Below are 24888 nucleotides of genomic sequence, written 5' to 3' on the forward strand. Positions count from 1 at the left end.
AGGGTGAAATGAATCGGTTTAGTGATGATTAATTAGTTGAGTGAGCACTCGCAACTAGTCATTAACGACTAAACAATCTGCCGTACAGGGACACTTGCATTCAGATTTACAAGCGCTTTGCGGTGGATTTTCCCAGTGGGTGTGCGGGGCAGTTTTTCCAGGAAATGAATCACTTTGGGCGCTTTGAAATGCGGTAGACAAGCTTTCGCTAATTTCCGAATGCTGTCTTCGAGTTCTGGTGAACCTGTAAAGCCAGTCTTAAGCGTGATAAACGCCACCACGTAGGGGAGCGATTCCTGTGCGTCGCCTTGAGGGACAACGGCAACATCCAGGACGCTTTCGTGTTGTAGCAGGGCTTCCTCGATATCGAACGGCGATACCCATTGACCATTGATTTTGAACAAATCATCTTTGCGGCCCATGAACCAGAAGAAACCTTCGGCGTCGCAGCGATACTGATCGCCCGTGCGGATGCTGTGACCGTAGATAACGTTGCGGGTTTCGTCGAGGCGGTTCCAGTAGCCCAACATCAAGCTCTCACCTGTGACTTGCAAGGTGCCAATTTCGCCGATCGTCACTGGATAACCTTGATCATTCAGAATTTGCACTTCATAGCCAGGCACCGGAAAGCCAGAGCTTCCTGGTTGGCATTCTCCCGGTCGGTTAGACAGGAAAATATGCAGCAGTTCAGTGGTGCCAATGCCCTCGCAGATTTCATAGCCGTAAGCTTGAAACCACTTAGTCCAAATCGTTTTGGGCAATTGCTCCGCCGCAGACAAACATAGTCTCAAGCGCGTCGTTTCCAGCAGCGCGATTTCTCGCACCGCTAAAATGCTGGCGTAGGTGGAAGGTACGCCAAACAAAACCGTCGGCTGATAGTGATTTAAATCGGCGATGATGTCGAAGGCGTTGGCGGCATCGGACAGTACCGACGCCGCACCGACTGCCATCGTCATATAGAGCGTATTGCCCAGCCCGTAGGCAAATGGCATCTTGGCAACCGAATACGTGATGTCGTTTTCGTGCAAGCCAAGGATATCTTTGCCGTAGTGTTCCGCCGACACTACCATGCTGGCGTGCCGATGCACGACCCCTTTTGGACGCCCCGTACTGCCGGACGTATAGAGCCAGAAGGCAGGCTCGTTGGGAGACGTCCGAGCGGGCGTTGCTTCTTTGCTGGTTTGGTCGAGGCGTGAACGGAACGGCTCTTCGCCATCGACTAGCAGCACCTCGCTCAGAAACTCAGACTTGATTTCAGACAGCTTTTCGTGCCACATCTGCGAGGTGAGCAACACTTTGGCACGACAGTTTTGGATGATGTATTGGATGTCGTCGATCGTGCAGGCCGTGTTGATGGGTACCGGCACCGCTCCTGCCCAAAGCGCTCCCCAAAAGGCAAAGACTAATTCTGGAGAATCGGGCAGCAGAATAGCGATACGGTTTTCCCGCTCTAAACCTAGCTGCCTCAATACGGTAGCCGCCCGACGCACATAGCTCCGCACTGTGCGATAAGTGTACGTCTCATCGCGATAGTAAAAGGCGATGCGTTCGCTGTGCCCTCGCGACAAACTGCCTTCAATAAAATACGCTGCAATGTTGAAAACATCGGGTAGCCGTTCGCAAATGCGGTCCATGCGACTATCTCCCTTGAAGTGGTCTAGTATCCCTTGAAGTGATCTAATAAGTGAGGACGTGAACCAGCACGTAGTCATCCCAGCAGCACCAGGTTGCTAGCCAGTGCTGAACGCCGTTGATCATCGCCTGCCGCTGAGCGGCTCCCTGTAGCTGAATGGTTAAGCCAGATGGGTCGATCGCGGTTTCAATCTCGTTCCAGCCAATGTCGGCGAGTCCGGTTCCCAGTGCTTTTCCCACCGCCTCTTTGGCACAGAAGCACACAGCATAATGCTGGTAAGGATAAGAGACAGATTGGCAATGATCGATTTCACGCGTTGTAAACACCAGGCTCAAAGTGTCGCGATCGTAGCGTTTGACCCAGTTGGCAACGCGGCTGATTGATTCCAAGTCAATACCAATTCCCATCATGGTTGCTCCGTTAGGTTGCTGCAGGATTCAGCGACATTGACTGCACAACCTTGTCGCAGACCTGCGCGATCGTTGTATCCTGCCGCGCTTCTAGCTTCACACTGGCACCCAGCCGCCGCTTAATTTCTAAGGCAATTTGCACGGTTTCAGTAGAGTCAAGTTGCAGATCTTTGCGGAGATAGGCATCTTCGTTGATATCAGATTGATCAATGCCTAATTCCAGCAGAATTTCGGTTAGCGTATCCATCACCATAGTGATATCCCTCCGGTTGCTTGTAGTGAGTACTGTTAGCTATTGACTGCGCCCAACCACGAACGAGAAATTCACTGCTTCTCGTGCGCGTGAATTGACCATGAATTGAGACACCGATCGCGTTTCCGGCTGCGTCACAAAATTGAGCTGACAATTGGGATCGGACTCTGTGAGCGGCTGCATCACGGGAAGTTTTTCGGTTTCCATTGCCAGTAGTCCGCAAGCTACTTCAGTGGCACAACTGCCGCCGTACAAATGACCGTACAGCGCCTTAGGAACCGAAACGGGCACTTGAGGCGCGTCCTTAAAGACCGACGCGATCGCCTGTGCTTCGACGCGATCGCTGACCTGCGTGCCACAGCCTTCCGCTAGCAGCAGATCCACCGCTGAGGACGTAACGCCTGCTTCTTGCAGTGCTTCCTGCATCGCACGTTCAAACGCTTTGCCGACATCGGGAGCGCGATCGGTCGTGGCGCTGCCAGACAAAATTTCGCCATAGATTTTCGCTCCGCGTCGCTGCGCATGCTCCAGCGATTCCAACACGAGAACGGTGCTACCCTCGCCGAGAACGATGCCAGAGCGGTTGCGATCGAACGGTTGGTACGCATGCTCCGGGTCGGTCTCGCCGCTCAGTTCGCCCGTTTCGTAGTAGCAGGTCATGCCGAAGCGCGTGATGGGTGCTTCTGATCCGCCTGTGAGAACAACATCGTTATGGCCTTGCAGAATCGACTTGACGCCGAAATACAAACCGCTCGCACCACTGGCACGATCGCAAACAAAACTCTTGCTGTAGCCGCGAATGCCGTAGCGAATTGTGACGAACCCTTGTGCCGCTGTCGGAAACCATGCGGTTGCCTGCCACGGATTCACCATGGTTGCACCATCGTTGTAAAGCTCATAGAAGCCTCGCTCTGCAATATCCCAGCCGCCTGCATTGTTGCCAAACCAGACGCCGACGCGGTAGGAGTCTTCTTGTTCCAGGTCCAAAGCAGCGTCTTTCAGGGCAAGTTCCGCAGCGGCGAGGGCATAGTGCGTGAAGCGATCGGTTTTAATGACAAACCGCTTGGGCACAAAATCCGCTGGCTCAAATTCTGGAATTTCTCCGGCAACCTGAGTGGGAAATTCGCTGGCATCAAAGCGAGTAATGCGACGAAGCGCAGAATTACCTGCCGAAATGTTGTTCCAGAAAGCATCCTTACCAATGCCAGCCGGATTGACAATGCCAATACCCGTAATCACAACGCGCTGACTGGGGCGATCGGTATAATTCATGCGTTCTCTCCATACTTACGGAAAATTGCTGCCGAGTGAATGCCGCCAAAACCGCTGGCAGTCAGCATTGCCGTGCCGACCGCGTGCGATCGCGCCACATTGGGGACATAATCCAAATCGCACAAGGCATCGGGATATTCGTAATTCGCGGTTGGGTGAACGACAGAGAGCTCGATCGCGCCCAGCGTTGCCACTACGCCGACCAAACTTGCCGACGACAGCGAATGTCCAATCATGGATTTGGTCGAGCTAATCGGAATGTTGTACGCCTGCTCACCCAAGACTTTTTTGTAGGCGTTTGTTTCGAACAAATCGTTTTGCGGCGTGGAACTACCATGAGCATTGATGTAATCCACGTCTTTGGGCTCCACCTTGCCCTGCTTCATGGCTTGCTCCACCACTTTCGCCATGGGAATGCCGTGGTCAGGCAGGTCGGTCATGTGGAAGGCGTTGCTGACGCTGGAGTAGGCGATCGCTTCAGCATAAATGTGTGCGCCGCGTGCCAGAGCGTGCTCTAATTCCTCCAGCACCAGTACCGCCGCCGCCTCACCAATCACGAAGCCACCTCGCTTAGCGTCAAACGGACGCGATGCCTTTTCCGGTTCGCAATCTGTAACCGATAGCGACCCAATCACATCCAGCGTGGCGTAGGTCAGACTGGTCAACGGTGCTTCTGACGCGCCCGCCAGCATCACTGTTGCCTCGCCAGAGCGAATCATTTCGACACTCAGTCCCAGCGCGTCAAGACCTGCCGTGCATCCGGTAGAAAGCGATGTACACGCGCCCTCGATGCCGTGCTTGCGGGCAAGCAGCGACGCAGGGTAGTTGAACATGCCTGCGTTGTAGAAGTTTTCGCCCACGGGCATGTAGCGGATCGGTTGGGTGCCACGATCGCTGAGCAATTCGTAAATCTTTTGAATGTATGGCGTACCGCCGATCGCCGACGAGAAGATAATGCCAATGGATTCCGGATTCTCCTGCGCTAAATCCAGCCCGGAGTCGTCGATCGCCATCGATCCTGACACAACGCCAATTTGCACCACGCGGTCTTGCTCGTGCAGATGCTCGAACTCTTCACTCTGGCAGTAATCCGCCAAATTAAAGTCGTCAATGCGACAGAGCACCTTGCTCTTAATACCCATCGACTCCATCTCTGGATCAGCGGTTAAATAGGACTGCCCGCGCTGAGCATTTTTCCAGAATTGCTCTTTGCCGATGCCCAGTGGTGCCACCACGCCAATGCCCGTCACTACGACTCGCTTCGTTTCAGTTTGATAAATTCCCATGCTTTCCCCTCAAATGGATATTGAATGTTGGCTTAGCCGATCGCGGTCACATCGACAGCAACAGGATTCGGTACGCGCAGTAGGTCTGAAATCTGAGGTAGCCAGTCTCGCGGCTGCAGCGATCGCAGATGTAGACCGCGAATGCCCTCGATCGCTCGTATGCCCAAGATCAGCTCCCGGTTGATTTTCCAGCACTCCGATCGACTGCCATGATGTGACAAACGCGCCCTTAATGACTCTGGAATGCTCAATCCAGGAATCTCACTGAACCGCTCTAGCGCCTTCAAGCAGCTAAACGGATAGATCGATGCTAGAAAATGCGCTCGCTGGTGTAAACCTCGCGCTCGAACCTCTGCCATCCACTGCTCTAGCGTCTCCAGTTCAAACGTCGCCTGAAGCTGGATGTACTTCGCGCCGCTGTCGATTTTGGCTGTCAGTTGCGCCATGCTTGCGTCTAGATCTAGCGTCGTTGGGGTAGCGATCGCGCCAATGAAAAACGTTGGTGGTGGCGTAATGATTTGACCATTAAACAGTTGTCCCTGCGTGGTCAAGCGGTTTAGGGCCGCGATCGCATCAACAGTGCTGATGTCAGTGGCATCTTTCGCCGTTGGGTCGCTGCCGATCGAACAGGAAGAGCCGCCTAAAACAACCACATTGCGAAGGCCCAAAGCAGCCAAGCCCAGCAAATCGCTTTGTAGCGCAATGCGATTTCGATGCCGCAGTGTCAGTTGAACAACGGGCTCCAGCCCTGATCGTTGCATTAACTGAGCCGCAACTAGGGGGCACAAACGTGCTTGTGCCATCACATTGTCGTTCACCTGCACGATGTCAATACAGGCAGCAATCTTTTCTGTACTGGTAATAAAAGCATCCACCTTGTAATGACGGGGAGGCGTTACTTCGGCAGAAACAACGAAATGTCCAGCGGTAAGTAGGGTTTGAAATCGACTGAACGGTTGAGCCGACACCGGGGCTAATTGACCAACTGAGCCAGCTGTCAACGCTGTAAAAAAGGTTGATAGCCGACTAAAGTACCCAGCCGTGAGAAGTGTTTGCAATTGATTAAATGTAATCATTCTAAAAGCACCACCCATACGGTACAAAATGAACGAAAGCAACAATTTTGACCTTGATAAACCGGAACATACTGAGCGCTAATGGCTTAATCCATAGTCGAGATGTACAGAATCAATTCAGTCGATCGAAGTTGAGCTAAATTGTTAAAGGACAAACAAGATATAAGTAATCTTTACAATTCAATAGAGCCGTATAGCATTTGAAAAACTACTGAAATGACTATTGCGTGTGGTCTTTACGCACTCAATGTGCCTGAAGAACTCGCTAAAGCTGGAGCTAAAACACAAACAATCGGCACCGGCCAAAAGTATGGCGCTAACGCATTGAAAGCGAGTAGGCTTTCAATGTGTCTATTGATACAACTCATAAAGTAGGTGCTATGAATTTGTTCGTTTCAGTGTCTCATGGTGTTCCTTTGCATGTGTCTAAGCAAAGCTTTAATACTGTCGATTTTGTGTCTAATCTACGAGTAGCTTTTTTCAAAAGCTTGAGTCATGATAAAAATGAAGATTCTAAAAGAATTTTGTAATAAAGAGTTTTGTAATACTGGCAACATCTTTTTCATCCATTTCTTGATTAAGGTGTGATTATCTATCTTAATCTCGATCGATTCTTAAACCTTTCATATTGCTTTACCGTTATTCATTTAATCAGGGAGGCGTATCGTGGTAGTTAAAGCAAGCCGATCGCTAAAGGCATCTTCCACTGGCATTCGTCGAGCTAACCGAGCCGTGATGGTGTTTGCCACCAAGATTGATTTAGCCGCTGAATTGGAAATTTCCCGTGCTACCGTGCAGAACTTTTTTGCTGAAAAACCGATCGGGCGCGAAAACTTCCACAAAATTTGTCAAGCGCTTAAACTCCCCTGGCAGGAGATTGCCGACCTGACCGAAGAAATAGAAACTGATCCAGCGGAGTTTGAGAAGCAACTCAGTGATGATAGCAATCGCAGCGATTTTGCCTTCGTTCCGCTACCCACGCCCGATTTGGTTCAAACATTGCGACAGCAGATTCAGGTCATCATCCAGCAGCAGTGCGGCAGTTTACGCGTACTGGATATGTCGCAACCGCGCAAGCTGAGCAAGATCTATACCGAGGTTAAGCTTTTAGAGAAGATGAGCAGTCGTCGTTGGCTCAACATTCCCGATTTGCTCAAAGCTTCTGTGGCGATCGAAGACGATCGTCCATGCTTGAACTGCATTCCACAAAAGCCGCTGCCGGGGTTTGATGTGGTTGAAAAACACTCCAAGCTGATGATTTTGGGTAAGCCTGGAGCGGGCAAAACTATATTTTTGAAGCAAATCGCCATTGAATGTATTGAAGGTAACTTTCTGGCCGATCGTGTACCCATTTTCATCAGCCTCAAAGATTTTGCAGAGACGCCCTGCAGAGATTTTCTGCACTACATCACCGCGCAATTTGCCACGATCAGCACAATCGCGGCGCAGTTGGCTCTAACCGTACTGATTCAGGGCAACGCGCTGCTGCTGCTAGATGGATTGGACGAAGTGGGGCCGGGCCATCGCCAATCCATTTTGCAAGCGGTGCGTCAATTTGTGGGGCGGTTTCATGCCAATCAGTTTGTGATTACCTGTCGCATTGCAGCCCAAGACTATCTATTTGAGCAGTTCACCGAAGTTGAAATTGCGGATTTTGACTGGTTGCAGATTACCAATTTCGCCCTGAAATGGTTTGCCGATCGCGAGACCAGCTTGTGTTTCCGCTTTATGCAAGCGTTGCAGCAGAATCGTCCGATTCAAGAACTGGCGACCAACCCGCTGCTGCTGACGCTGTTGTGTCTGGTCTTTGAAGACAGCGGCGAGTTTGCAGCTAGCCGAGCGGCACTGTGCAAAGAATCGCTACAAGTGCTGCTGAAAAACTGGGACGCTCGACGGCACATTGAGCGTAGCCAAGCCCATCAAGACTTGCCGCTGCGCCATAAAGAAGAGTTACTGAGTCATATCGCGCTGAGCATGTTGGAGCGCGGGGACTACTTTTTTCGGCAGAAAGAACTGGAGCAGTTTATCTGCGACTACCGCCGCCGGTTGCCTCGCGCCATCGTTAAGCCGGACGATCATGTGGACAGTGAAGCCGTGCTGAAAGCGATCGAGGCGCAACACGGACTGTTAGTCGAGCGGGCAAGAGGCGTTTATTCATTCCCCCATTTCATTTTTCACGAGTATTTTGCCGCGCAGCGAATCGTCAGCGCGGCGAACGGCCCAGCGCGGGAACGATTCCTTCAACGCCTCGTCAATCACGTGACGAATCGCCACTGGCGCGAAGTCTTTTTGCTGACGATGGAAATGCTGCCTGACACCGCTTGTCTGGTTCAACTGATCGAGCAAAAACTCGATTGCCTCGCTCAAGACGCCAGTCTACAAAGAGTTTTCAGCTGGCTGACTCAGAAAACGGAGGCAGTCTCTACGACTGCCAATGCTGTAGAACTACGATCGCGTTATCTTGAGCTAGAGCTCGGTCCGCTCCTCGATCTGGCCGACTGTGTGCAACTCTCCCAAAGCGACTCGTTGGAAGGTGACCTCACGCTCGATCGACTGTTGGTGCGAATAATCACCCTGGCCCGATCGCTCGATCGTGCTCTGGAAGAGGCACCGGACTTGTTCATACTCACTCTGGCACACGCGTTGGCGCACGCCTTGGTTCAAGCACTTAGCTGTTCGCTGCACGTTGCGCCTGAACTCGCGCTGGTGCTGCAAGCACTGCAAGCGCAGCTGCCGTTGCTTGAAACGGAGCGGGCGCATGCACCGCAATTTCGGGAGTGGTGGCAGAAACCCCGTTTAGCCTGGACTGTACAGTTGCGAAGCGTCATCGTTCAGTACCGTAATCTTGGTCACGATTGGCAGCTTACCGCGCACCAGAAACGCCTACTGCAAGGGTACTATCGAGCCAATCAACTGCTGCTGGACTGCTTGAATTATGCTTCTGTGGTGACTCCGACAACGCTCCCAAAGAGCCAAGGCATGTTGTTGCTGCCCGCTACCAAGAGTCAGCGGTAAACTCGGGTTCCGCGCTCTGGTTGCTCGATCGCTGGCTAAAGTCAGACATAACCTATCCCTAACCTGTACACCTTCCGGGTCCTGTCTTCAGTACAATCTAATCTCAGAACAGCCGTTAGCCCGCAGCTTTAGAAACCCGTAAAGCTGATCTGCGTGAGCTTGATGGATACTACTAACGGTTTGAGACGCTAATGAGTAGTCGGTGGGTGCCATTGCATCGAAGCTCCTTGTAGATTGGGCTGAGGCACAAAACTCGACACCCGCTAGGGTGACGCCATCGCTAGCCCATGCTTCAAATAATTTAGCCTACCGACTTGAATGGACTGAACACACTGAAAGCGATTAGCTATCACTAATCGCTCCTACTTCCTGAGCTTCCGAGGTCGCTACCGATGACACAAACACTGCCTGGTTCTGTTGATAGTCCGCAAGAGCTACCCGCCATTCCTGTAAAAGCGAAACGCCCACCCAAGCAGCTTTTGCTGCTGCCGATCGCCCTTGTGCTAGCGGGGGCTGGCTATGGAGCTTGGCAATGGCTCTCCCCCGCTGACAAAAGCCTTCATCTGAGTGGACGCATCGAAGTCTACGAAACCGCGATCGGAGTTAAGCGATCGGGACGGGTCGAGAAGGTGGCGGTTCGAGAAGGAGCCGTCGTGCGCAAAGGCGACGTGCTGGTGACGTTAGATGGCAGTAACGATCAGCTACTTCAGGATCAGTTGCGCGGTGCACAGGCACGGGTGCTGAGCGTAAAGCAGGAAGCGGAACAAGCGCGGTCGGAGGTTGCACGAGCGCAAAGCGCCATTAGCGAGGTTAACAGCCAGATCCAGGAAGCTCAGTTAAACGTGCAGCAGTCGCAGGGTGACACGCAGGGGCGCGTTGACCAGGCGCGATCGCAAGTAGCAGTCGCTAAAGCGCAGCTCGCCCAGGCAGAAGCTCAGGCGGTTCAAGCCAGTGCAGAACAAAAGCTGGCAGCTTTGAATCGCGAGCGCTACGCGACACTGTTGCAAGAGGGCGCGGTCAACCAGCAGCAGTTTGACCAGGCACAGACGACTCTAGAAACGTCTCACGCCAAAGCTCAGGCACAGGTGGCAGCCGTAGAAGCCGCTCGTCAACAGTTAAGCGCGGCAGCAGGGGGGCTAACGCAAACCGAAAGCAGCAGCTTAAACCCGACCATTCGCAATACTCAGTTAGCGGCGCTGCTGCAACGGCGTGAACAGAGTTTAGCGGCACTAAGCGTTGCCCAGGCACAACTCAAAGGCGCAGAAGCGCGGGTGAAAGACGCTCAGGCAGCCAGACAGCAGATTGAAACGCAAATCAAAGACTCTGAACAAGACTCCAGTGTAGTCAGTCCGCTGGATGGCGTTGTGACGGCACGTAGCGTTGAACCGGGAACCGTCGTCGATAGTCAATCGAAACTTCTGACGCTGATCGATCCGCAAACCGTTTATTTGCGAGGCTTCCTGCCTGAGGGAGAGATTGGCCATGTGCGAGTGGGACAAATGGTGCAGGTGTTTCTCGATTCTGCGACCAATAAGCCGCTAGAGGGCAAGGTCATCGCGATCGACTCCCAAGCCTCCTTTACGCCAGAAAATATTTACTTCCAGCAGGATCGCGTGAAACAAGTGGTCGGTGTGCGCATTAGCGTCGAAAATCCGGCAGGCTGCAATAATCCTGCGACTCCTTATGCGGACAATGGCTTGCCCTGCGCCAAACAGGGAATGCCTGCGGATGCCAGAATTCTCCTGAAAGATTAATTAAACCTTCATGCATCAGACTGACTCACTTCCAGCCATCGTTTCGACGATCGCGCTTGCGCCAGCAGCAGCCATTTCGGTACAGGGATTGCACAAACACTACGGAAAGCTGGTCGCTGTTCGTGGCATTGATTTCACTGTGCAGCCAGGCGAACTGTTTGGACTGATTGGACCCGATGGCGCAGGCAAAACCACCACGTTTCACATCTTGGGCGGTGTCATGGAAGCGACTGCCGGCGACGTGAGCGTACTGGAACGATCGCCTCGCGATGCCCGACTGGTTACGGGCTACCTGACGCAGCAGTTCTCGCTGTACCTGGATCTCAGCGTTGATGAGAATTTGCAGTATGCCGCTGGGCTGCGACAGGTGCCCGAAACGGCCTTTCAGCAGCGACGGACTAAATATCTGCGACTGATGGAGTTGGATCGGTTTGGCGATCGCCTCGCGGGGCAGCTATCTGGCGGCATGAAGCAAAAGCTGGCGCTGTGCTGTGCGCTGATTGCTCAACCGCAAGTACTGCTGCTGGACGAACCCACTACAGGTGTTGATCCCGTGTCGCGGCGAGAATTTTGGGATGTGCTGGCGGAATTGTCGGCTGAGGGTATGACGATCGTCGTTGCCACCCCGTATTTAGACGAAGCCGAACGCTGCAACCGTATTGCTCTGATGTATGACGGACAGATTCAGCAAATCGGCACTCCAGCAGAACTCCGCGCCAGTTTAGGGCTGCATCGCCTCGTCGTCCGCACTCCGGAACTCGACGCCACCGAACAGGTGCTTACCCAAGCGACAGGCGATGAGATTGCCGATGTGCAGCTTTTTGGCGATCGTCTGGATGTCTTGGTGCCCCATTTGCAGCACGGCGAAACTCACCTTCGACACTTGCTCCAGCAGCAGCAATTACCCAAACCCGACATCGAAGCCGCCGAACCCACCCTGGAGAATGTCTTCGTCACGCGTTTGCGTCAACAAGGAGGGACATCGCAATGCCTGGAGTTCCCGCGATCAAGAGGAGGCCATAGAGAAAATTTTGAATGCAAAATTGAGAATTCAAAATTCAAAACTCAAAATTCAAAATTCAAAATTGAACCTTCCCACGCCATTTCCGCTTGCAATCTCAACCGCGTTTTCGGCAATTTTCAAGCCGTTAAACACGTCAATTTGCACGTTCAATACGGCGAAATCTTCGGCTTGCTGGGCGCGAATGGAGCCGGAAAAACTACCACGATTAAAATGCTGTGTGGCCTGCTGGGAGCCAGTGATGGCGAAGTATCCCTCGGTGGTGAAACCGACCTGCGGAGTGCCGCTTTGCGGCGACGCATCGGCTACATGAGTCAGAAATTCACGCTGTATGATGATTTGACGATCGTCCAAAATTTGGAGTTCTACAGTGGTGTTTATGGTGTGCCGTCGAAGCTTCGCCGCGAAAAAATTGATTGGGTACTTGCAACCTGCGGACTCGTAGGGCAAGAAGACATGCTGACCGGACAGCTACCCGGCGGTTGGAAACAGCGCGTCGCGTTCGGCGCATCGGTGCTGCACGAGCCGGATATTTTATTTCTGGACGAACCAACATCAGGCGTTGATCCCGTGGCGCGACGGCAATTCTGGAAATTGATTAATGATTTTGCCCGGAACGGCACGGCCATTCTGGTGACGACGCACTACCTGGAAGAAGCCGAACAGTGCAACCGCATGAGCTTCCTCGTGGCTGGAGAAATCGCTGCCGAAGGCTCCCCTAGCGAACTGAAAGCGGCCCAACCCGGACAGTTACTCGAAATCGTCGTCGATCGCCCGCAAGCCGCCTCCAATCTACTCAAACACCACCTCGAACCCTGGCGCGTCTCCATTTTCGCCGATCGCCTCCACCTGGTGCTCGACAACCCCAACCAAGAACTCGCCTCTGTGCGATCGCTCCTCACCACCCATCATCTGACGCTTCATTCCCTCCGTCGTATTCCCTTCTCGCTCGAAGATGCCTTTATTGGCATTGTGCAAAGAGCTCAAGGGCAATTATGAGTTGTGAATGATGAATTGAGAATGATGAGTTGTGAATGATGAATTGAGAATGATGAATGATTAAGTGTATGGCTCTGTAATTCAAAATTCAAAATCTCCTATGAACCGCATTCTGGCTCAGTGTCGCAAAGAACTCGTACAATTTCGGCGCGATCGTCTTACCCTCGCGCTAGCGTTTTTACTGCCGTTAATCACATTGCTAATTTTTGGCTTTGCCGTGCGGTTGGAAAGTAAAGATATTCCAGTGATTGTGCAGGATTTTGACCACAGCAAACTGAGTCGCAGTTATATTGAGCGACTCTATGCGACGAATCAATTTACACCGCGAGAATGGTCGGGCAGCGAACCAGCGCGGGACGCGATCGATCACGGCATTGCCAAAGCTGCCATCATTATTCCGCCAGAGTTCAGTCGGCAGGCAAGAGCGGGAACACCTACTACGATCCAGATTCTAGTCGATGCAGCGGATGTCAATAATGCACGGGTGATTCGATCGGGCATTCAATCTGTGACGAATTTCTTTATGCGGGATCAAGGGTTACTGTCCACCCAAAATACCGTTACGGCTCAAACTCGGCTCTGGTTTAATCCCGGTCGTCTGGAATCTCTTTATATTGTGCCTGGAACCTTTGCGGTTGTGCTGTGGATTTTTCCATCGCTGCTAACGGCGATCGCGATGGTCAAAGAACGAGAAAAAGGCACAATTCTACAGGTTTACGCATCGAGCATTAGCGCGGTCGAACTTTTGCTGGGTAAGGGCTTAGCATACTGGCTAATTGCCGTTGGTGAGGCGATCGTCGTCATCGGACTGGGTGCTCTTGTCTTTCAACTGAAGTTCGCTGGAAATCCCATTCCCTTACTGGTCGGAACCTGCGTGTTTCTAGCAGACAGCATTTTGTTTGGCTTGATGCTGGGGGTAAAAGCCGAGAGCCAAGCAGAAGCCGTTCAAGGCGCTTCTCTGATTGGGTTTATCACTTCTCTGCTGCTGTCCGGCTTCATCTATCCGCTCAACAATATTCCCTTTCCGCTATCCCTGATTCCTAACGTCGTTCCCGCCCGTTACTTCATCGACATTACCCGTGATGCTTTTGTACGCGGTACAGGTTGGGCAGGCGTTTGGTTTAGCCTGCTCATGCTCATTGTTCTAGGGCTTTTCTTTTTCACCGTATCGCGTAAGGGGCTTGACCGAATGCAGCTTGAGACTGAATAGCTCATCGCTCGATCGACGTTAAAGAATTCCAAGAAAAATCTGCCCCATCGTAAGGACAGGTCTAGTGGAGTGCCTCTCATCAAACCGAGTTACTTTTAGCCAAACCCACCCCTAGCAGTTGGATCTTTTTTCTGTGGTTTACTCTTATTCTCTACTGAATGCCATAAATTTATGTTTCGTAATACTCCTTTCCTGGCATTACTTCGTAAAGAAATTAATCAGATTCTGCGCAACAAACAGCTTTTGTTCCTGCTCATTATTCCGCCGATCGTTCAGTTGATGCTCTACGGTTTTGCTCTGAATCCCGATGTGCAGAATTTGAAATTGGGAGTGATTGACTACGCCAACGTTTATGAAAGTCGAGAATTAGTGTCTGCCTTGACGGAGAATGGGATTTTTGTTGCCCAGTCCCCACCGCTGAGTGAAGCGGATCTGGGTCAGCAGGTGGAGACGGGAAAATTAAATGTGGGTGTGGTGATTCCGCCAGAGTTTCCTCGCCGCTTTGCTGCAGGTGACGCAGAAATTCAGGTGTTGATTGATGCCGTCAATGCCAACACTGCGGGCATCATCAACGGCTACATTTCACAAATAATGCTGCAATATAATCGTCGTCTTGAAACGGCACAAACCACTCTACCCGTGCAGTCTCAAGTGCTGTTTCTCTACAATCCGGGTTTGACGAGTAGCTGGTTTTTTATTCCCGGCGTCATGGGCTTGGTGCTGACGTTGATTGGCACGATCGTCTCCGCGATCGCGGTTGTGAAGGAGAAAGATGTCGGCACGCTGGAACAACTGTTGATGACTCCATCGGCAGCGTGGGAGATTCTGCTGGCAAAAATTGTGCCGCTGTTTGTGTTGCTGTTAGGAGATGTGCTGCTGGCGCTGACGTTGGGACGCTTGATTTTCGGCGTTCCGTTTCGCGGCAGCTTTCTGCTGTTTATGCTGCTGTCCGGTTGCTATTTGTTTGTCAGCATCAGCATCGGCACGCTGCTCGGAACGATTTATCAATATCAACAGCAAGTTGTTTTGACGACCTTTTTCATCAATATGCCAATGGTGGAAACCTCCGGCGCGATCGCCCCTGTGGAAAGTATGCCGCCATTTTTCCGCATCCTATCGCTACTCAATCCAATGCGACATTACATTGCCATCGTGCGAGGCATCCTCCTCAAAGGTGCGGGCTTGGATGTTCTGTGGCTGCATGTTTTGGCGCTGGTGCTGTTTGCGATCGTGCTTCTAACGATCAGCATTCGCAAGTTCCGTAGCCAACTGCTTTAGGGTTCAACTGATACCAGTTTCGTCTGAACTTGCATAGAACTGTCGGTTGGGTTGAGTCTACAAACTCCAACCGAGCGACAGCTGGCGTAAAGCCTTTGGCATGCCTGCGCTAGGGATTTCACGCTGTTCAGCCCAACCTGTAATCTCAATAAAAGATAACGCGCCAAGTTAGACACAACCTACACCTAACCTCTACACATTTCCAAGGCTGATCTCTGTAATCTAATCTCAAATGGCTAGAGAAGCGATTTATCGTAGCCAGTGCTTGTATCTGGAGAGCTTTTATGACAGTATTCACAACCGACAGCAAGGTAGTGACGACGATCGCTCAGGAGCAACAGCTCGTCACTCTGATCAATGTATTTAAAGTGGCGCCAGAAAATCAACAGCTCTTAGTTGATCTACTCGTCGATGCCACCGAAGAGGTGATGTGTAAACTTTCTGGTTTCATTTCGGCAAATATCCACAAAAGTCTAGACGGTACGCGCGTTACCAACTATGCCCAATGGCGCAGCGTTGAAGACTTCAGAGCCATTTTTCAAACGCCAGCAGCGACGGCGCACATGCCTGCCATCTCTCAAATTGCCGAATCTGATCCGGTGCTATACGAAGTTTGCTACATGAAACAAGCTTAGCGATCGGCACAAAGTTTCTAACCGCTGAGTTGGCAAAAAAGACTGTTTTTAAACGCCTCACTCCTCACACCTCACACCTCACACCTCACTTAACCCATGACGACAACGATCAAGCCAGATGCGCCAAAAGTGATGCCCGATTTGCCCCCTCAGGTCGCCATGCTGCAAATGCTCGGTGGCATGAGGGTCGCACGCATTATCTACACAGCGGCAACGTTGGGTATTGCAGACCTGTTAACCGACGCACCGAAAACCGTTCAGGAACTTGCTGAGGCAACCGGAACCCATGCGCCATCGCTTTACCGCGTTTTGCGGGCGCTTGCCGGCGTTGGCGTCTTTGCCGAAGACGAAGACGGACGCTTCCACCTGACGCCCAATGCCCAGTTTTTGCGTCATGACCTGCCCGACTCGATCGGTCCGATGGTCAAGGTACTGGGCAAAGATTGGCACTGGCAGGTGTGGGGACGCCTACTGGAAAGTGTGCAGACGGGAGAAGCGGCTTTCGATCGCATTCACGGTATGGAGTTATACGACTACTGCCAGCAAAATCCCGACTTTGCGCGGACGCACGGTCCCTCGAAAACCAGCGTTTCGGCGAGAGCGTCAGCGGCACTGCTGGCAAATTACAATTTCTCTGGTATGAGCAAGGTGATTGATGTGGCCGTTTTAGGCGGCTATGGCAATACGCTGATTCCACTGCTCACCGCGCATCCGACGATGCAGGGCGTTTTGTACGACCTGCCCTTTGTGATTGAGGGTGCCCGACCTGTGATTGCCGCGTCGGGCATTGCCGATCGCTGCGAGCTGTTGCATGGACATTGCCTCGATGCTGTTCCCGCTGGCGGTGATGCCTACGTACTGATGTTTGTGATTCACAACTGGGACGACCAGCGAGCAATTAAAATTCTGCAAAACTGCCGCGAAGCCATGGCCACCAATGGCAAAGTCCTACTGGTCGAAATGGTGATGCCGTCCGGCAACGATCCGTTTGTCGGCAAATTTGTCGATCTCGAATCGCTGCTGACGACACCCGGAGGCTATGAACGCACCGAAGCGCAGTATCGATCGCTCCTCGAAGCCGCTGGCTATCAGCTAGCACGAATCATTCCAACCCAAACGGCGAACAGCATTCTTGAGGCGGTACGAGCTTAGGAAATTCTCAATGATGAATTTTGAATTTTGAACTAGCGGATAGATTTCAATCACCTTTGCAATTCAAAATTCGTAATTCAAAATTCAAAATTCAAAACTCAAAATTGTATGGAGTTCTCCCATGACAGTTCAAGTCTTACAGCGACTTAAATCCGCCGATGAGATGCCTGGAAGCTTTGGGCGCGGAGAATCCAAAGAACTCTTTGCGGACGACGAATTGTTCTACTGGCGACGGTTTGAGCGCTATGGTCCAATTTTCAAAAGCTGCATTAAGGGGCACAAGTTTGCCTACTTAATTGGGCCAGAAGCTAATCGGCTGGTGCTGAGTGAACAGGTCGATCACTTTTCGACGCGACTAGGGTGGCAGTTTTTGGAGCCGCTGCTGGGTCGCGGCATTTTGATGCAGGGCGGAGCAGAGCACCGCGCCACGCGCAAGCTGATGTTTCCTTCGATGCACGGACGGGCGATCGCCAACTACTTCGACACGGTGCAACAGGTTGTAGACCAACTGCTCATCGAATGGGGGCAACAAGATACCGTTCCCCTCATTGACTCGTTTGGGCAATTTACGACGATCGTTGCTAGCAAATTATTTCTAGGTACCGAATCGGATGCGGAAATTCAGCAGACTAGCCAGTGGTTTCGCCAACTGATGCGCGGTTTGCGTGGCAAGCTTAAACTCGATATTCCGCAAACGCTGTACGGTCAATCGCAGCAGGCCCGTCGCAATCTTCTGGGTTTTGTGCGCAACAAAATTACCACACGTCGCGCCCAAGGCAACTTGCAGGAATGCCGCGATGTGTTGGGCATGTTGATGGTGGCAACAGATGAACAGGGCAATCACCTCACTGAGTCCGAAGTCACAGACCAGGCCTTGATGCTGCTGCTGGCGGGACAAGACAATCCGGCGATGCTGCTGAGTTGGGTGCTCTTTGAGCTGAGTGCCCATCCAGAATGGCGCGATCGCCTCCGTACCGAACTTGCACAAGTCGTGGGCGATGCGCCGCTGCAACTCTCTCACCTCAATAAGCTGCCCCAGATGAGCAACGTGCTGAAAGAAGCGGAGCGGCTGTATCCACCCGTCTTCGGCATGGCGCGTGGGGTTATCAAAGACGTAGAATTCGCCGGATACCATATTCCCGCAGGCTGGTATATAGACATTTCGCCCATGCTCACGCACCGCTTACCCGACCTTTATCCCAACCCCGATCGCTTCGATCCCGATCGCTTTGCTCCACCGCGTGAAGAAGACAAGCGCCATCCGTTTGCACTCATTGGCTTTGGCGGCGGCCCGCACACCTGCATTGGCTTGGAGCTAGCCAAGCTGGAGATGAAGGTGTTTCTCGCTACACTCCTACGCCAATTCGATTGGACTGTAACGCCCGATCGCGCCGCGATTGCGCCTGTGCTTCAACCAACAAAAGTGCAGGAACATTTACAGGCGGAATTAAAACGGCGCTGACGCCCCACTGCCCATACGCAGCATTCTACACACAGTCATTCATTCAACGTTCAAATGCGAGGTTTGTCCGATGGAATTTCTGAAGAACTATTGGTATCCGCTTGTTCTCTCCTCAGATGTTTCTGCTGTTAAGCCGTATGGAACGTCTCTACTCGGAGATCCATTGGTGCTGTTTAGAGATCGCACGGGCAAGGTGCTTTGCCTACACGATTCTTGCCCACATCAAGGTGTGCCGCTTTCGATCGGAACGGTGAAAGCGGGAAGCATCGAGTGCGCTTATCACGGGTGGCAGTTTGGCGAGAGCGGCAACTGTACGAAAATTCCCTGTTTAGCGGACGATGCCACACTGCCCAAAGGTGCCAGGTGTCAGTTTGCCTACCCGACAGAAGAACGCCTGGGCGTGGTTTGGGTCTTTGCTGGAGCAGCGGCGGACGCACCCCCACTGCGTTTACCAGAGGGCACCACTGAAGCGGGCTGGGTGCATGACGTCATTGTCCGAGAGCAGGATATTCCGCACAAGTTAATGATCGCAGGCGGTCTGGATTTTGCTCATTTCCCTTTTCTACACACGAAGTCGATCGCCAGTAAAAAGCAGCGAGACTATTTGCGATCGCTTGAAGTCAGCTTGAGCGAGTATGAATATGGCATGACCATGATGGTCAAAAATGCCGATGGTGAAGACTACAACGATTTTGTTTACTCGTTTGAGCCGCCGTGTTTAGTCAAGGTGGCGATCGAGCCCAAGCCAGGCTGGCGACTGATTGCTAGCGATTACTTTGTGCCGCTGTCAGGAAATAAGACGAGGCTGTTTGTGTTTGAAGCAAGAGATTGGCTGACGTGGAACCCACTCGTGAGTCGATCGCTCAGACGTAAAGCCAACCAAATTCTTGACGAAGATCTGCCGATTCTCAGAGCGCAAACCGAGTGGCATAACCATGGCTATGGAGACTGGAAATGTACTGTGAAGCCAGACCTGCTCTCGCTGAGATATCGTCAGTGGTACGATCGCAAAGCGCGAGAATTTGCCACTGCTTCAATCTCTCAACCGTATGAATTGAGTAATGAATTGAAAAATTGCGTTCTGGTCGAAGGAGAAATGCCATCAGTAACACAGCCTGAAGCAGTTGGATTGTAGCTAAAATAGCGGTCTGATTCAACCTCATTAAAATGCGACCTTCGCAGCGATTATATGTGCTGAAGATTAGTGATTTTAATCCAGATTTTCAGCACAAATTTGTTGTTTTCACGGTTAATTAATGATGCTTTATATATTTTTTCTGGCTTATAACCATAGCATTATTTCATTTAAAGGCATCCATAAAATCCAGTTGAATTGCGTATTTTCACTCATTCTTCTTACAGTAGAAAAAGTGAAGAAGATTACTTAAATTAGCCTGTGACGTCTCTACCAAAACCTTGAGATCGCGGTAAAGATATTTAGTATCGAGTTCACCTTAAGCAAGGAGTTTCACTATGCCTATTGCCATAGATACTGTACAGCTAGGTCAAGAAATTGAAAAAGCTGCGTATAACTTTACTTCAATCACTAACGGTTTTCACGTACCTTATCGTGCTTTTCGACAAGCCACCATTAACAACAATGGGCTCGTTGTCTTCGAAGCATTCTTTACTGCTGAAGCGCCACCTGCAGCAATCTTGGCTGGCGATGGCGTTGGCCTCACGACGATTGCAGACAAACCCAGCACAGGAGCAGACATCGTCTTTATTCCATCGCTCAACTTAGATGGCGTGGTATCGTTCACAGGCAATCAGTTCGGTCCTGGTATCGGCGCTCCACCTGCAGCCAGCGGCATCTTTACCAATAGTGACGGCAACTTCACAACCGTTGCCGATCGCAGCACCAGCAGCGGTCCATTCGGTAACTTCCTCTTTTTGGGTGGCAGCGACATCAACGATGTCAAAGACGTTGCCTTCTTAGGCATCACCAATCAATCTGAGGTTGGCATTTTCATCGCTGATGGCGGAGAGATTGTGCCGATCGCTGTGACCAGCGGTGAGTTCGATTCATTTGAGAAGCAAATAAACACAGTGGGCGGTGATGGACCGATTACGGGCGTGTATCCCTTCCTGGCGTTCAATAATACAGGTAACGTCTTTTTCACCGCAAGTCTGGATAGCGGGGAGCGGGGAATCTTCAGCAGCGGCGAGGCGAATGAGGCGATCGTAGACAGCAAGGGCGTGTTTGACTTGTTTGGTTCACCTTCGGTCAACGACAACGGAGCCGTCGCGTTCCTGGCTCAACTGGATAACCATGAAGCCGGAATTTTCACGATCGACACCAATGCCATTCTGACCACTGTTGCCACCACAGAGGGGCCGTTCAGTGCGTTTTTGTCGGACCCATCCATTAGCCCTGATGGTAAAGTGGCTTTTCAGGCAAGGTTGGATGATGGCAGCGAGGGGATCTTCGTTGGCTCTGACCCTCGAACCGGAAAGGTCATTGGGGTCGGTGATGTGGTGGCGGGTTCTACGGTTACCCAGCTATTCTTCACAGGCAGGGAAGCCTTCAATGGGCTGGGTCAAATCGCGTTTGGGGCAACGCTAGCAAATGGAACGAACGGCATCTTCCGCGCTGATCCAATTTCGTCGGGCCTGAGTTGTTAGGGACTTGCAAACAAATAGTATCCCAGCGTAGGGGCATGGCAATGCCATGCCCCTACTTGCAAACAATGTGTCGATTTTATTTAATCCGCGATCCTTAGCGATCTTCTCACGATTGCGTCAGGGTAACTGTTGCAGGTGCCCTTTTTGCTGTGTTGAATACAGCAGCACTGTGGCGGCAGCAAATTCACCAGAGTGGCTGATCGAGGTATCGATCGCAAGCCTCTGTTCCTGACACCACTGCGCCAACGGACCAACCAGCCCAATCCAGGGACGCCCAGTGGCACTATGACGCACTTCAACATCTGCGAAGGTGCAATCTGGATGGGCACTATGAGCGATCGCGCTCATAAAGGCTGCTTTGGCGCACAAAATGCCTGCAAACGACGCTAAAGGGTTTGTTTTGCTGAGACAATAGCTGCGCTCATAGGATGAAAAATACTCAACGTCACTCAGCAGCAGCGTGCGATTGATGTCTACGATCGCTTGAATCACGCTTTTGATTACTAGCACCAGTAACAATTAAAGTGATTGGAATTTTTTAATTATATTCTTTCCCATGATCCAAAGTGCAACACCCAGTTCAATAAACACTACAGCTCTAAATTGTTTCATCTGGCTTGTCAATCTTGCTCAGCAAAACAGGCGCAACCTAACCCTAACTTCCACAGTCCTGGTTCATTCGTTAGACATTCTCACGCTGCGTGTATGTAAGACTGAGAACTAGTTTCGGTTGTCTGCAAACCTGATGCCCCTCACAAATATATGATGCAGTCTTTACTCGAAGTCCACTCCAAAGAGAAAGCCAGAGAATCTTTTCGTCGTCCTCAGCAGACTGACACCATCCCGTTTAATCGAGTTAATCACAAAGCTCGCACGGCTCCACAGAAAGTTTATTCACGTTTAAATCGCAAAGTAGACGCTCTTTCAAAAAGGCTTCGTGCCCCGCTCGAACGGTCTCAAACCACTAGCACCTCACTGTCCGTTCAATTTCCGATCGCTGGCAGCAACCGTGTGGAAGCCGTTCGCTATATTGAACCGAGGCACGATCAGGAAGGGCAGATTTGGATTAACCAAACGCAGTATTTTGAAGGCGTATCACACGCGCTTTGGGACTTTTCTTTGGGCGGACGGCAAGTTTGTCAGAAGTGGCTTCAGGAGCGTCAGGATTGTACGCTGTGTGAGCAAAGTATCCAGCACTATCAACGCATGGTGACGATTCTGAAGGATGTGGTTGAACTGATGGCAAGCAGCGATCGCGCCCTTCACGGACAGTCTCGTAACAGTTTGACCTCTGCAGTGTCTTACTAAAAACATAGACAGGACTTACGCATTTGCCCCCTAGCACCCAATTCTGGGGGCTTTAATAAGCTCAGTTCCCCCAATTTTGGGGGCTAGGGGGCGAACTTCGACAGCTTTTGCGTAAGTCCTGATAGATCAAACAAGATTGAATTTCTGGTAGGGGCATGGCAATGCCATGCCCTACAGAGTGGCAGATTCATTAGTAATCACCTCAATGGATTGAACTCATGGTTGTAGCGAAATCAGACCCTAGAAAACAGGCAGACGATCGTGCAACAAGTGCACCAACAATGCCACCTCAAGTAGCGATGATGCAAATGGCAAATGCCTATCGCGTCTCGCAGGCAATCCATGTGGCAGCAAAATTGGGCATTGCAGATGTGTTGTCTGATGGTGCAAAAAGCATTCCTGTTCTTGCAGCGGCGACACAAACTCATCCACAAGCGCTCTATCGCCTGCTACGAGCGCTTGCCAGCATGGGGATTTTTGCCGAAACTGAAACGGGTGAATTTGCCTTAACTCCGCGTGCAGCAACGCTGCGCTCAAACGTTCCTGGTTCTCTGAGAGACTACGCGATCGTTCTGGGTGAAACGTGGCACTGGCAGACCTGGGGAGACATTCTCTACAGCGTGCAAACTGGGCAACCCGCGTTCGATCACCTCTACGGGATGGAGTTTTTGGACTACCTCGCCCAACATCCTGACCTTGCCAGCGCGTTCGATCGCAGCATGGTCAGCCTGCTGGAAACGATCGATAACGGCATTCTCGCCCACTACACCTTCACGAAGACAATCGTCGAAGTCGGCATTCCCGGTGGCTATGGGTCTTTGCTGGCGCGCATACTCAAAGCGGACTCCAGCTTGAGCGGTATCTTCTTTGATCTGGCGCCCGGCATTGCCCTGGCACAATCGCTGCTGACGGCTCAAGGAGTGAGTGATCGTTGCCAGTTAACCACTGGGGACGTGTTTGAGTCGCTGCCTCAAGGCGGGGATGTCTACATTCTCAAGAATCTGATTCACGACTGGGATGATGACACCGCAGGCAAAATCTTGCAGAACTGCCGCAAGGCGATGCATGAGACGGCCAAGCTGTTAGTGGTGGAGATGCTTATTCCACCAGGCAATGCCCCCGCGCTCAGCAAAATCATCGACATTGAAGCACTGATTATGTCGGCAGGTGGCTACGAGCGGACTGAAGCGCAGTATCGATCGCTGTTTGCCATCGCAGGCTTAACTGTAACCAAGGTCATTGCGACGCGATCGCCGTTCAGCCTCATCGAAGCTGTCCGTACAAACTGACCACTCATCGCTTTCCGACACAGGGAGACTTCATCAATGAAGACCGCATGGGTATTTCCGGGGCAGGGGTCGCAAACCGTGGGCATGGCAGATAAGTTGCTTCTGCCAGCAACAAAAATGCGCTTTGAGCAAGCAGAGCGTATACTTGGCTGGTCTGTGCCCGACCTGTGTCGTCAAGAAGATCGGCTCTTCCGCACTCTTTACACGCAGCCCTGTCTGTATACGGTCTCTGCAATCCTGGCAGAGCAAATGGCAGAGCAACCAGATTTTGTAGCGGGTCACAGTTTGGGAGAGTACGTGGCGCTCTTTGCTGCGGGCGTGTTTAGCTTTGAGACCGGCTTGCAGTTGGTCAAACAGCGAGCATCATTGATGGATCGGGTGAGTACAGGCGGGATGATAGCGTTGATGGGAGTCGATCGCGCTCAACTCGAAACGCAATTGCAACAAACGTCGAACGTTGTTCTTGCTAATGACAACCATCCAGGTCAGGTTGTGCTTTCCGGGCTAGCGGATGCCGTTCAAACCGTGCTGGCTCAGGTAAAATTTCGTCGAGCCGTCCCCCTGAAGGTAAGCGGCGCGTTTCATTCGCCCGTTGTGGCCGAAGCAGCGGCAGCGTTCCGTCAGATCTTGGAGTCTGTTCCCTTTAAAGCGGCTCAAATTCCAGTGATCTCAAATGTTGATCCAACGCCCGCAATCGACGCTGATATTTTAAAGGCGAGATTAATGCAGCAGATGACAGGCTCCGTTCGATGGCGCGAAACGTCTTTAAGGCTAGCGATAGAGGGCGTTGAACGGGTAGTTGAAATTGGTCCCGGAACAGTTCTAACGGGATTGATTGAGCGAACCTGTGACAATCTCATTCTGGAAAATATCAGCAGTCCCTCTTACCCACTAACAGTTTGAGGCGAGTAACAATATACAGATAGCGCGCAAAAAGCACTCCCAGCTTTAGGGTAGGGGTGATTCTCTAAAGGAAGGAAAGCAATTCACCCGGTTCTGTCGCAAGAATGATACGCTGGGGAGGCTCAATTTTCTCCCACCTCATCCAAAATGGCTTCCCAATCCCTGTTTAAGTGGTGTCACTTTCTGCCAGAGATCAGCCTGCTGAACGTGCGGTAGTCTTGCCGTTAGCCCTTAGGAGATTTCTAGGAATGAATTTACCCGCTAGCAGGTTGAATAAGGATATCCCATTTTGGTAATTCTGGATTGC

At 51.6% G+C, this 24888-nt stretch carries 20 protein-coding genes; 13 read left to right on the forward strand and 7 right to left on the reverse strand.

Annotation, left to right across the window (positions count from 1 at the left end):
* Positions 1-68: 68 nt before the first annotated feature.
* From C7B82_RS23380 to C7B82_RS23405, 6 genes are read right to left on the reverse strand one after another with little or no spacing between them, the layout of a single operon-like run.
* A complete protein-coding gene (locus tag C7B82_RS23380; RefSeq protein ID WP_106259041.1) occupies positions 69-1634 on the reverse strand; it encodes a benzoate-CoA ligase family protein in 1566 nt (521 codons plus the stop codon).
* A gap of 43 nt (positions 1635-1677) precedes the next feature.
* Positions 1678-2040 (reverse strand): holo-ACP synthase, encoded by a 363-nt coding sequence (locus tag C7B82_RS23385; protein ID WP_219904660.1) that lies wholly within the window; start codon positions 2038-2040, stop codon positions 1678-1680.
* Between the two features lie 13 nt (positions 2041-2053).
* On the reverse strand, positions 2054-2296 hold the full coding sequence (locus C7B82_RS23390; RefSeq protein WP_219904661.1) for an acyl carrier protein: 243 nt from the start codon (positions 2294-2296) through the stop codon (positions 2054-2056).
* 39 nt (positions 2297-2335) lie between these two features.
* Positions 2336-3568 (reverse strand): beta-ketoacyl-[acyl-carrier-protein] synthase family protein, encoded by a 1233-nt coding sequence (locus tag C7B82_RS23395; RefSeq protein WP_106259044.1) that lies wholly within the window; start codon positions 3566-3568, stop codon positions 2336-2338.
* Complete coding sequence (locus C7B82_RS23400; protein WP_106259046.1) at positions 3565-4854, reverse strand: beta-ketoacyl-[acyl-carrier-protein] synthase family protein; 1290 nt, start codon at positions 4852-4854, stop codon at positions 3565-3567. The genes C7B82_RS23395 and C7B82_RS23400 overlap by 4 nt, the downstream gene beginning before the upstream one ends.
* Before the next feature lie 32 nt (positions 4855-4886).
* Positions 4887-5930: a methylenetetrahydrofolate reductase gene (locus C7B82_RS23405; RefSeq protein WP_106259073.1), complete on the reverse strand. Its 1044-nt coding sequence runs from the start codon at positions 5928-5930 to the stop codon at positions 4887-4889.
* Positions 5931-6596: 666 nt separating this feature from the next.
* On the opposite strand from C7B82_RS23405, the gene C7B82_RS23410 reads away from it, so the two are divergent.
* From C7B82_RS23410 to C7B82_RS23455, 10 genes are all read left to right on the forward strand, one after another.
* Entirely contained in the window at positions 6597-8945 is a 2349-nt protein-coding gene (locus C7B82_RS23410; RefSeq protein ID WP_106259048.1) for an NACHT domain-containing protein, read from the forward strand.
* 392 nt (positions 8946-9337) lie between these two features.
* Positions 9338-10699, forward strand: coding sequence for an HlyD family secretion protein (locus C7B82_RS23415; protein ID WP_106259049.1), 1362 nt, complete (start codon positions 9338-9340; stop codon positions 10697-10699).
* Between the two features lie 10 nt (positions 10700-10709).
* The gene (locus C7B82_RS23420; protein WP_106259051.1) at positions 10710-12719 is read left to right on the forward strand and encodes an ATP-binding cassette domain-containing protein; all 2010 of its coding nucleotides are present in this window, start codon (positions 10710-10712) and stop codon (positions 12717-12719) included.
* Between the two features lie 100 nt (positions 12720-12819).
* Positions 12820-13929 (forward strand): ABC transporter permease, encoded by a 1110-nt coding sequence (locus tag C7B82_RS23425; protein WP_106259053.1) that lies wholly within the window; start codon positions 12820-12822, stop codon positions 13927-13929.
* A 171-nt stretch (positions 13930-14100) separates the two neighbouring features.
* Positions 14101-15207: an ABC transporter permease gene (locus tag C7B82_RS23430; RefSeq protein WP_106259055.1), complete on the forward strand. Its 1107-nt coding sequence runs from the start codon at positions 14101-14103 to the stop codon at positions 15205-15207.
* Positions 15208-15491: 284 nt separating this feature from the next.
* On the forward strand, positions 15492-15842 hold the full coding sequence (locus C7B82_RS23435; RefSeq protein WP_181357630.1) for an antibiotic biosynthesis monooxygenase family protein: 351 nt from the start codon (positions 15492-15494) through the stop codon (positions 15840-15842).
* A 96-nt stretch (positions 15843-15938) separates the two neighbouring features.
* The gene (locus C7B82_RS23440) at positions 15939-16994 is read left to right on the forward strand and encodes a methyltransferase (RefSeq protein WP_106259056.1); all 1056 of its coding nucleotides are present in this window, start codon (positions 15939-15941) and stop codon (positions 16992-16994) included.
* Positions 16995-17115: 121 nt separating this feature from the next.
* Positions 17116-18456 carry a cytochrome P450 gene (locus C7B82_RS23445; RefSeq protein ID WP_106259057.1) on the forward strand — a complete coding sequence of 447 codons (1341 nt, stop codon included), beginning with the start codon at positions 17116-17118 and terminating at the stop codon, positions 18454-18456.
* A gap of 70 nt (positions 18457-18526) precedes the next feature.
* On the forward strand, positions 18527-19591 hold the full coding sequence (locus C7B82_RS23450) for an aromatic ring-hydroxylating oxygenase subunit alpha (protein ID WP_106259059.1): 1065 nt from the start codon (positions 18527-18529) through the stop codon (positions 19589-19591).
* Between the two features lie 338 nt (positions 19592-19929).
* Positions 19930-21081: a DUF7453 family protein gene (locus tag C7B82_RS23455; RefSeq protein WP_106259061.1), complete on the forward strand. Its 1152-nt coding sequence runs from the start codon at positions 19930-19932 to the stop codon at positions 21079-21081.
* A 117-nt stretch (positions 21082-21198) separates the two neighbouring features.
* Here C7B82_RS23455 and C7B82_RS23460 read toward each other — a convergent pair whose 3' ends face one another.
* Complete coding sequence (locus C7B82_RS23460) at positions 21199-21591, reverse strand: holo-ACP synthase (RefSeq protein WP_146141243.1); 393 nt, start codon at positions 21589-21591, stop codon at positions 21199-21201.
* A 255-nt stretch (positions 21592-21846) separates the two neighbouring features.
* Between C7B82_RS23460 and C7B82_RS23465 the strand changes: the two genes are divergently transcribed.
* The 3 genes from C7B82_RS23465 to fabD all read left to right on the forward strand — a co-directional run bounded on the left by C7B82_RS23465 (position 21847) and on the right by fabD (position 24581).
* Positions 21847-22389: a type ISP restriction/modification enzyme gene (locus C7B82_RS23465; RefSeq protein ID WP_146141244.1), complete on the forward strand. Its 543-nt coding sequence runs from the start codon at positions 21847-21849 to the stop codon at positions 22387-22389.
* 218 nt (positions 22390-22607) lie between these two features.
* Positions 22608-23678: a methyltransferase gene (locus tag C7B82_RS23470; protein WP_106259067.1), complete on the forward strand. Its 1071-nt coding sequence runs from the start codon at positions 22608-22610 to the stop codon at positions 23676-23678.
* Positions 23679-23714: 36 nt separating this feature from the next.
* Positions 23715-24581 carry an ACP S-malonyltransferase gene (gene fabD / locus C7B82_RS23475; RefSeq protein WP_106259069.1) on the forward strand — a complete coding sequence of 289 codons (867 nt, stop codon included), beginning with the start codon at positions 23715-23717 and terminating at the stop codon, positions 24579-24581.
* The last annotated feature ends 307 nt before the right edge of the window (positions 24582-24888 follow it).

Source organism: Stenomitos frigidus ULC18, assembly GCF_003003795.1.
In the GTDB taxonomy this organism is placed as follows: Bacteria; Cyanobacteriota; Cyanobacteriia; order Leptolyngbyales; family Leptolyngbyaceae; genus Stenomitos; species Stenomitos frigidus_A.

Bases quoted from the DNA above. Each gene is read 5' to 3' on its own strand.
- C7B82_RS23380 (WP_106259041.1), bottom strand. From the start codon at position 1,634: ATGGACCGCATTTGCGAACGGCTACCCGATGTTTTCAACATTGCAGCG.
- C7B82_RS23385 (WP_219904660.1), bottom strand. From the start codon at position 2,040: ATGGGAATTGGTATTGACTTGGAATCAATCAGCCGCGTTGCCAACTGG.
- C7B82_RS23390 (WP_219904661.1), bottom strand. From the start codon at position 2,296: ATGGTGATGGATACGCTAACCGAAATTCTGCTGGAATTAGGCATTGAT.
- C7B82_RS23395 (WP_106259044.1), bottom strand. From the start codon at position 3,568: ATGAATTATACCGATCGCCCCAGTCAGCGCGTTGTGATTACGGGTATT.
- C7B82_RS23400 (WP_106259046.1), bottom strand. From the start codon at position 4,854: ATGGGAATTTATCAAACTGAAACGAAGCGAGTCGTAGTGACGGGCATT.
- C7B82_RS23405 (WP_106259073.1), bottom strand. From the start codon at position 5,930: ATGATTACATTTAATCAATTGCAAACACTTCTCACGGCTGGGTACTTT.
- C7B82_RS23415 (WP_106259049.1), top strand. From the start codon at position 9,338: ATGACACAAACACTGCCTGGTTCTGTTGATAGTCCGCAAGAGCTACCC.
- C7B82_RS23420 (WP_106259051.1), top strand. From the start codon at position 10,710: ATGCATCAGACTGACTCACTTCCAGCCATCGTTTCGACGATCGCGCTT.
- C7B82_RS23425 (WP_106259053.1), top strand. From the start codon at position 12,820: ATGAACCGCATTCTGGCTCAGTGTCGCAAAGAACTCGTACAATTTCGG.
- C7B82_RS23430 (WP_106259055.1), top strand. From the start codon at position 14,101: ATGTTTCGTAATACTCCTTTCCTGGCATTACTTCGTAAAGAAATTAAT.
- C7B82_RS23435 (WP_181357630.1), top strand. From the start codon at position 15,492: ATGACAGTATTCACAACCGACAGCAAGGTAGTGACGACGATCGCTCAG.
- C7B82_RS23440 (WP_106259056.1), top strand. From the start codon at position 15,939: ATGACGACAACGATCAAGCCAGATGCGCCAAAAGTGATGCCCGATTTG.
- C7B82_RS23445 (WP_106259057.1), top strand. From the start codon at position 17,116: ATGACAGTTCAAGTCTTACAGCGACTTAAATCCGCCGATGAGATGCCT.
- C7B82_RS23450 (WP_106259059.1), top strand. From the start codon at position 18,527: ATGGAATTTCTGAAGAACTATTGGTATCCGCTTGTTCTCTCCTCAGAT.
- C7B82_RS23455 (WP_106259061.1), top strand. From the start codon at position 19,930: ATGCCTATTGCCATAGATACTGTACAGCTAGGTCAAGAAATTGAAAAA.
- C7B82_RS23465 (WP_146141244.1), top strand. From the start codon at position 21,847: ATGCAGTCTTTACTCGAAGTCCACTCCAAAGAGAAAGCCAGAGAATCT.
- C7B82_RS23470 (WP_106259067.1), top strand. From the start codon at position 22,608: ATGGTTGTAGCGAAATCAGACCCTAGAAAACAGGCAGACGATCGTGCA.
- fabD (WP_106259069.1), top strand. From the start codon at position 23,715: ATGAAGACCGCATGGGTATTTCCGGGGCAGGGGTCGCAAACCGTGGGC.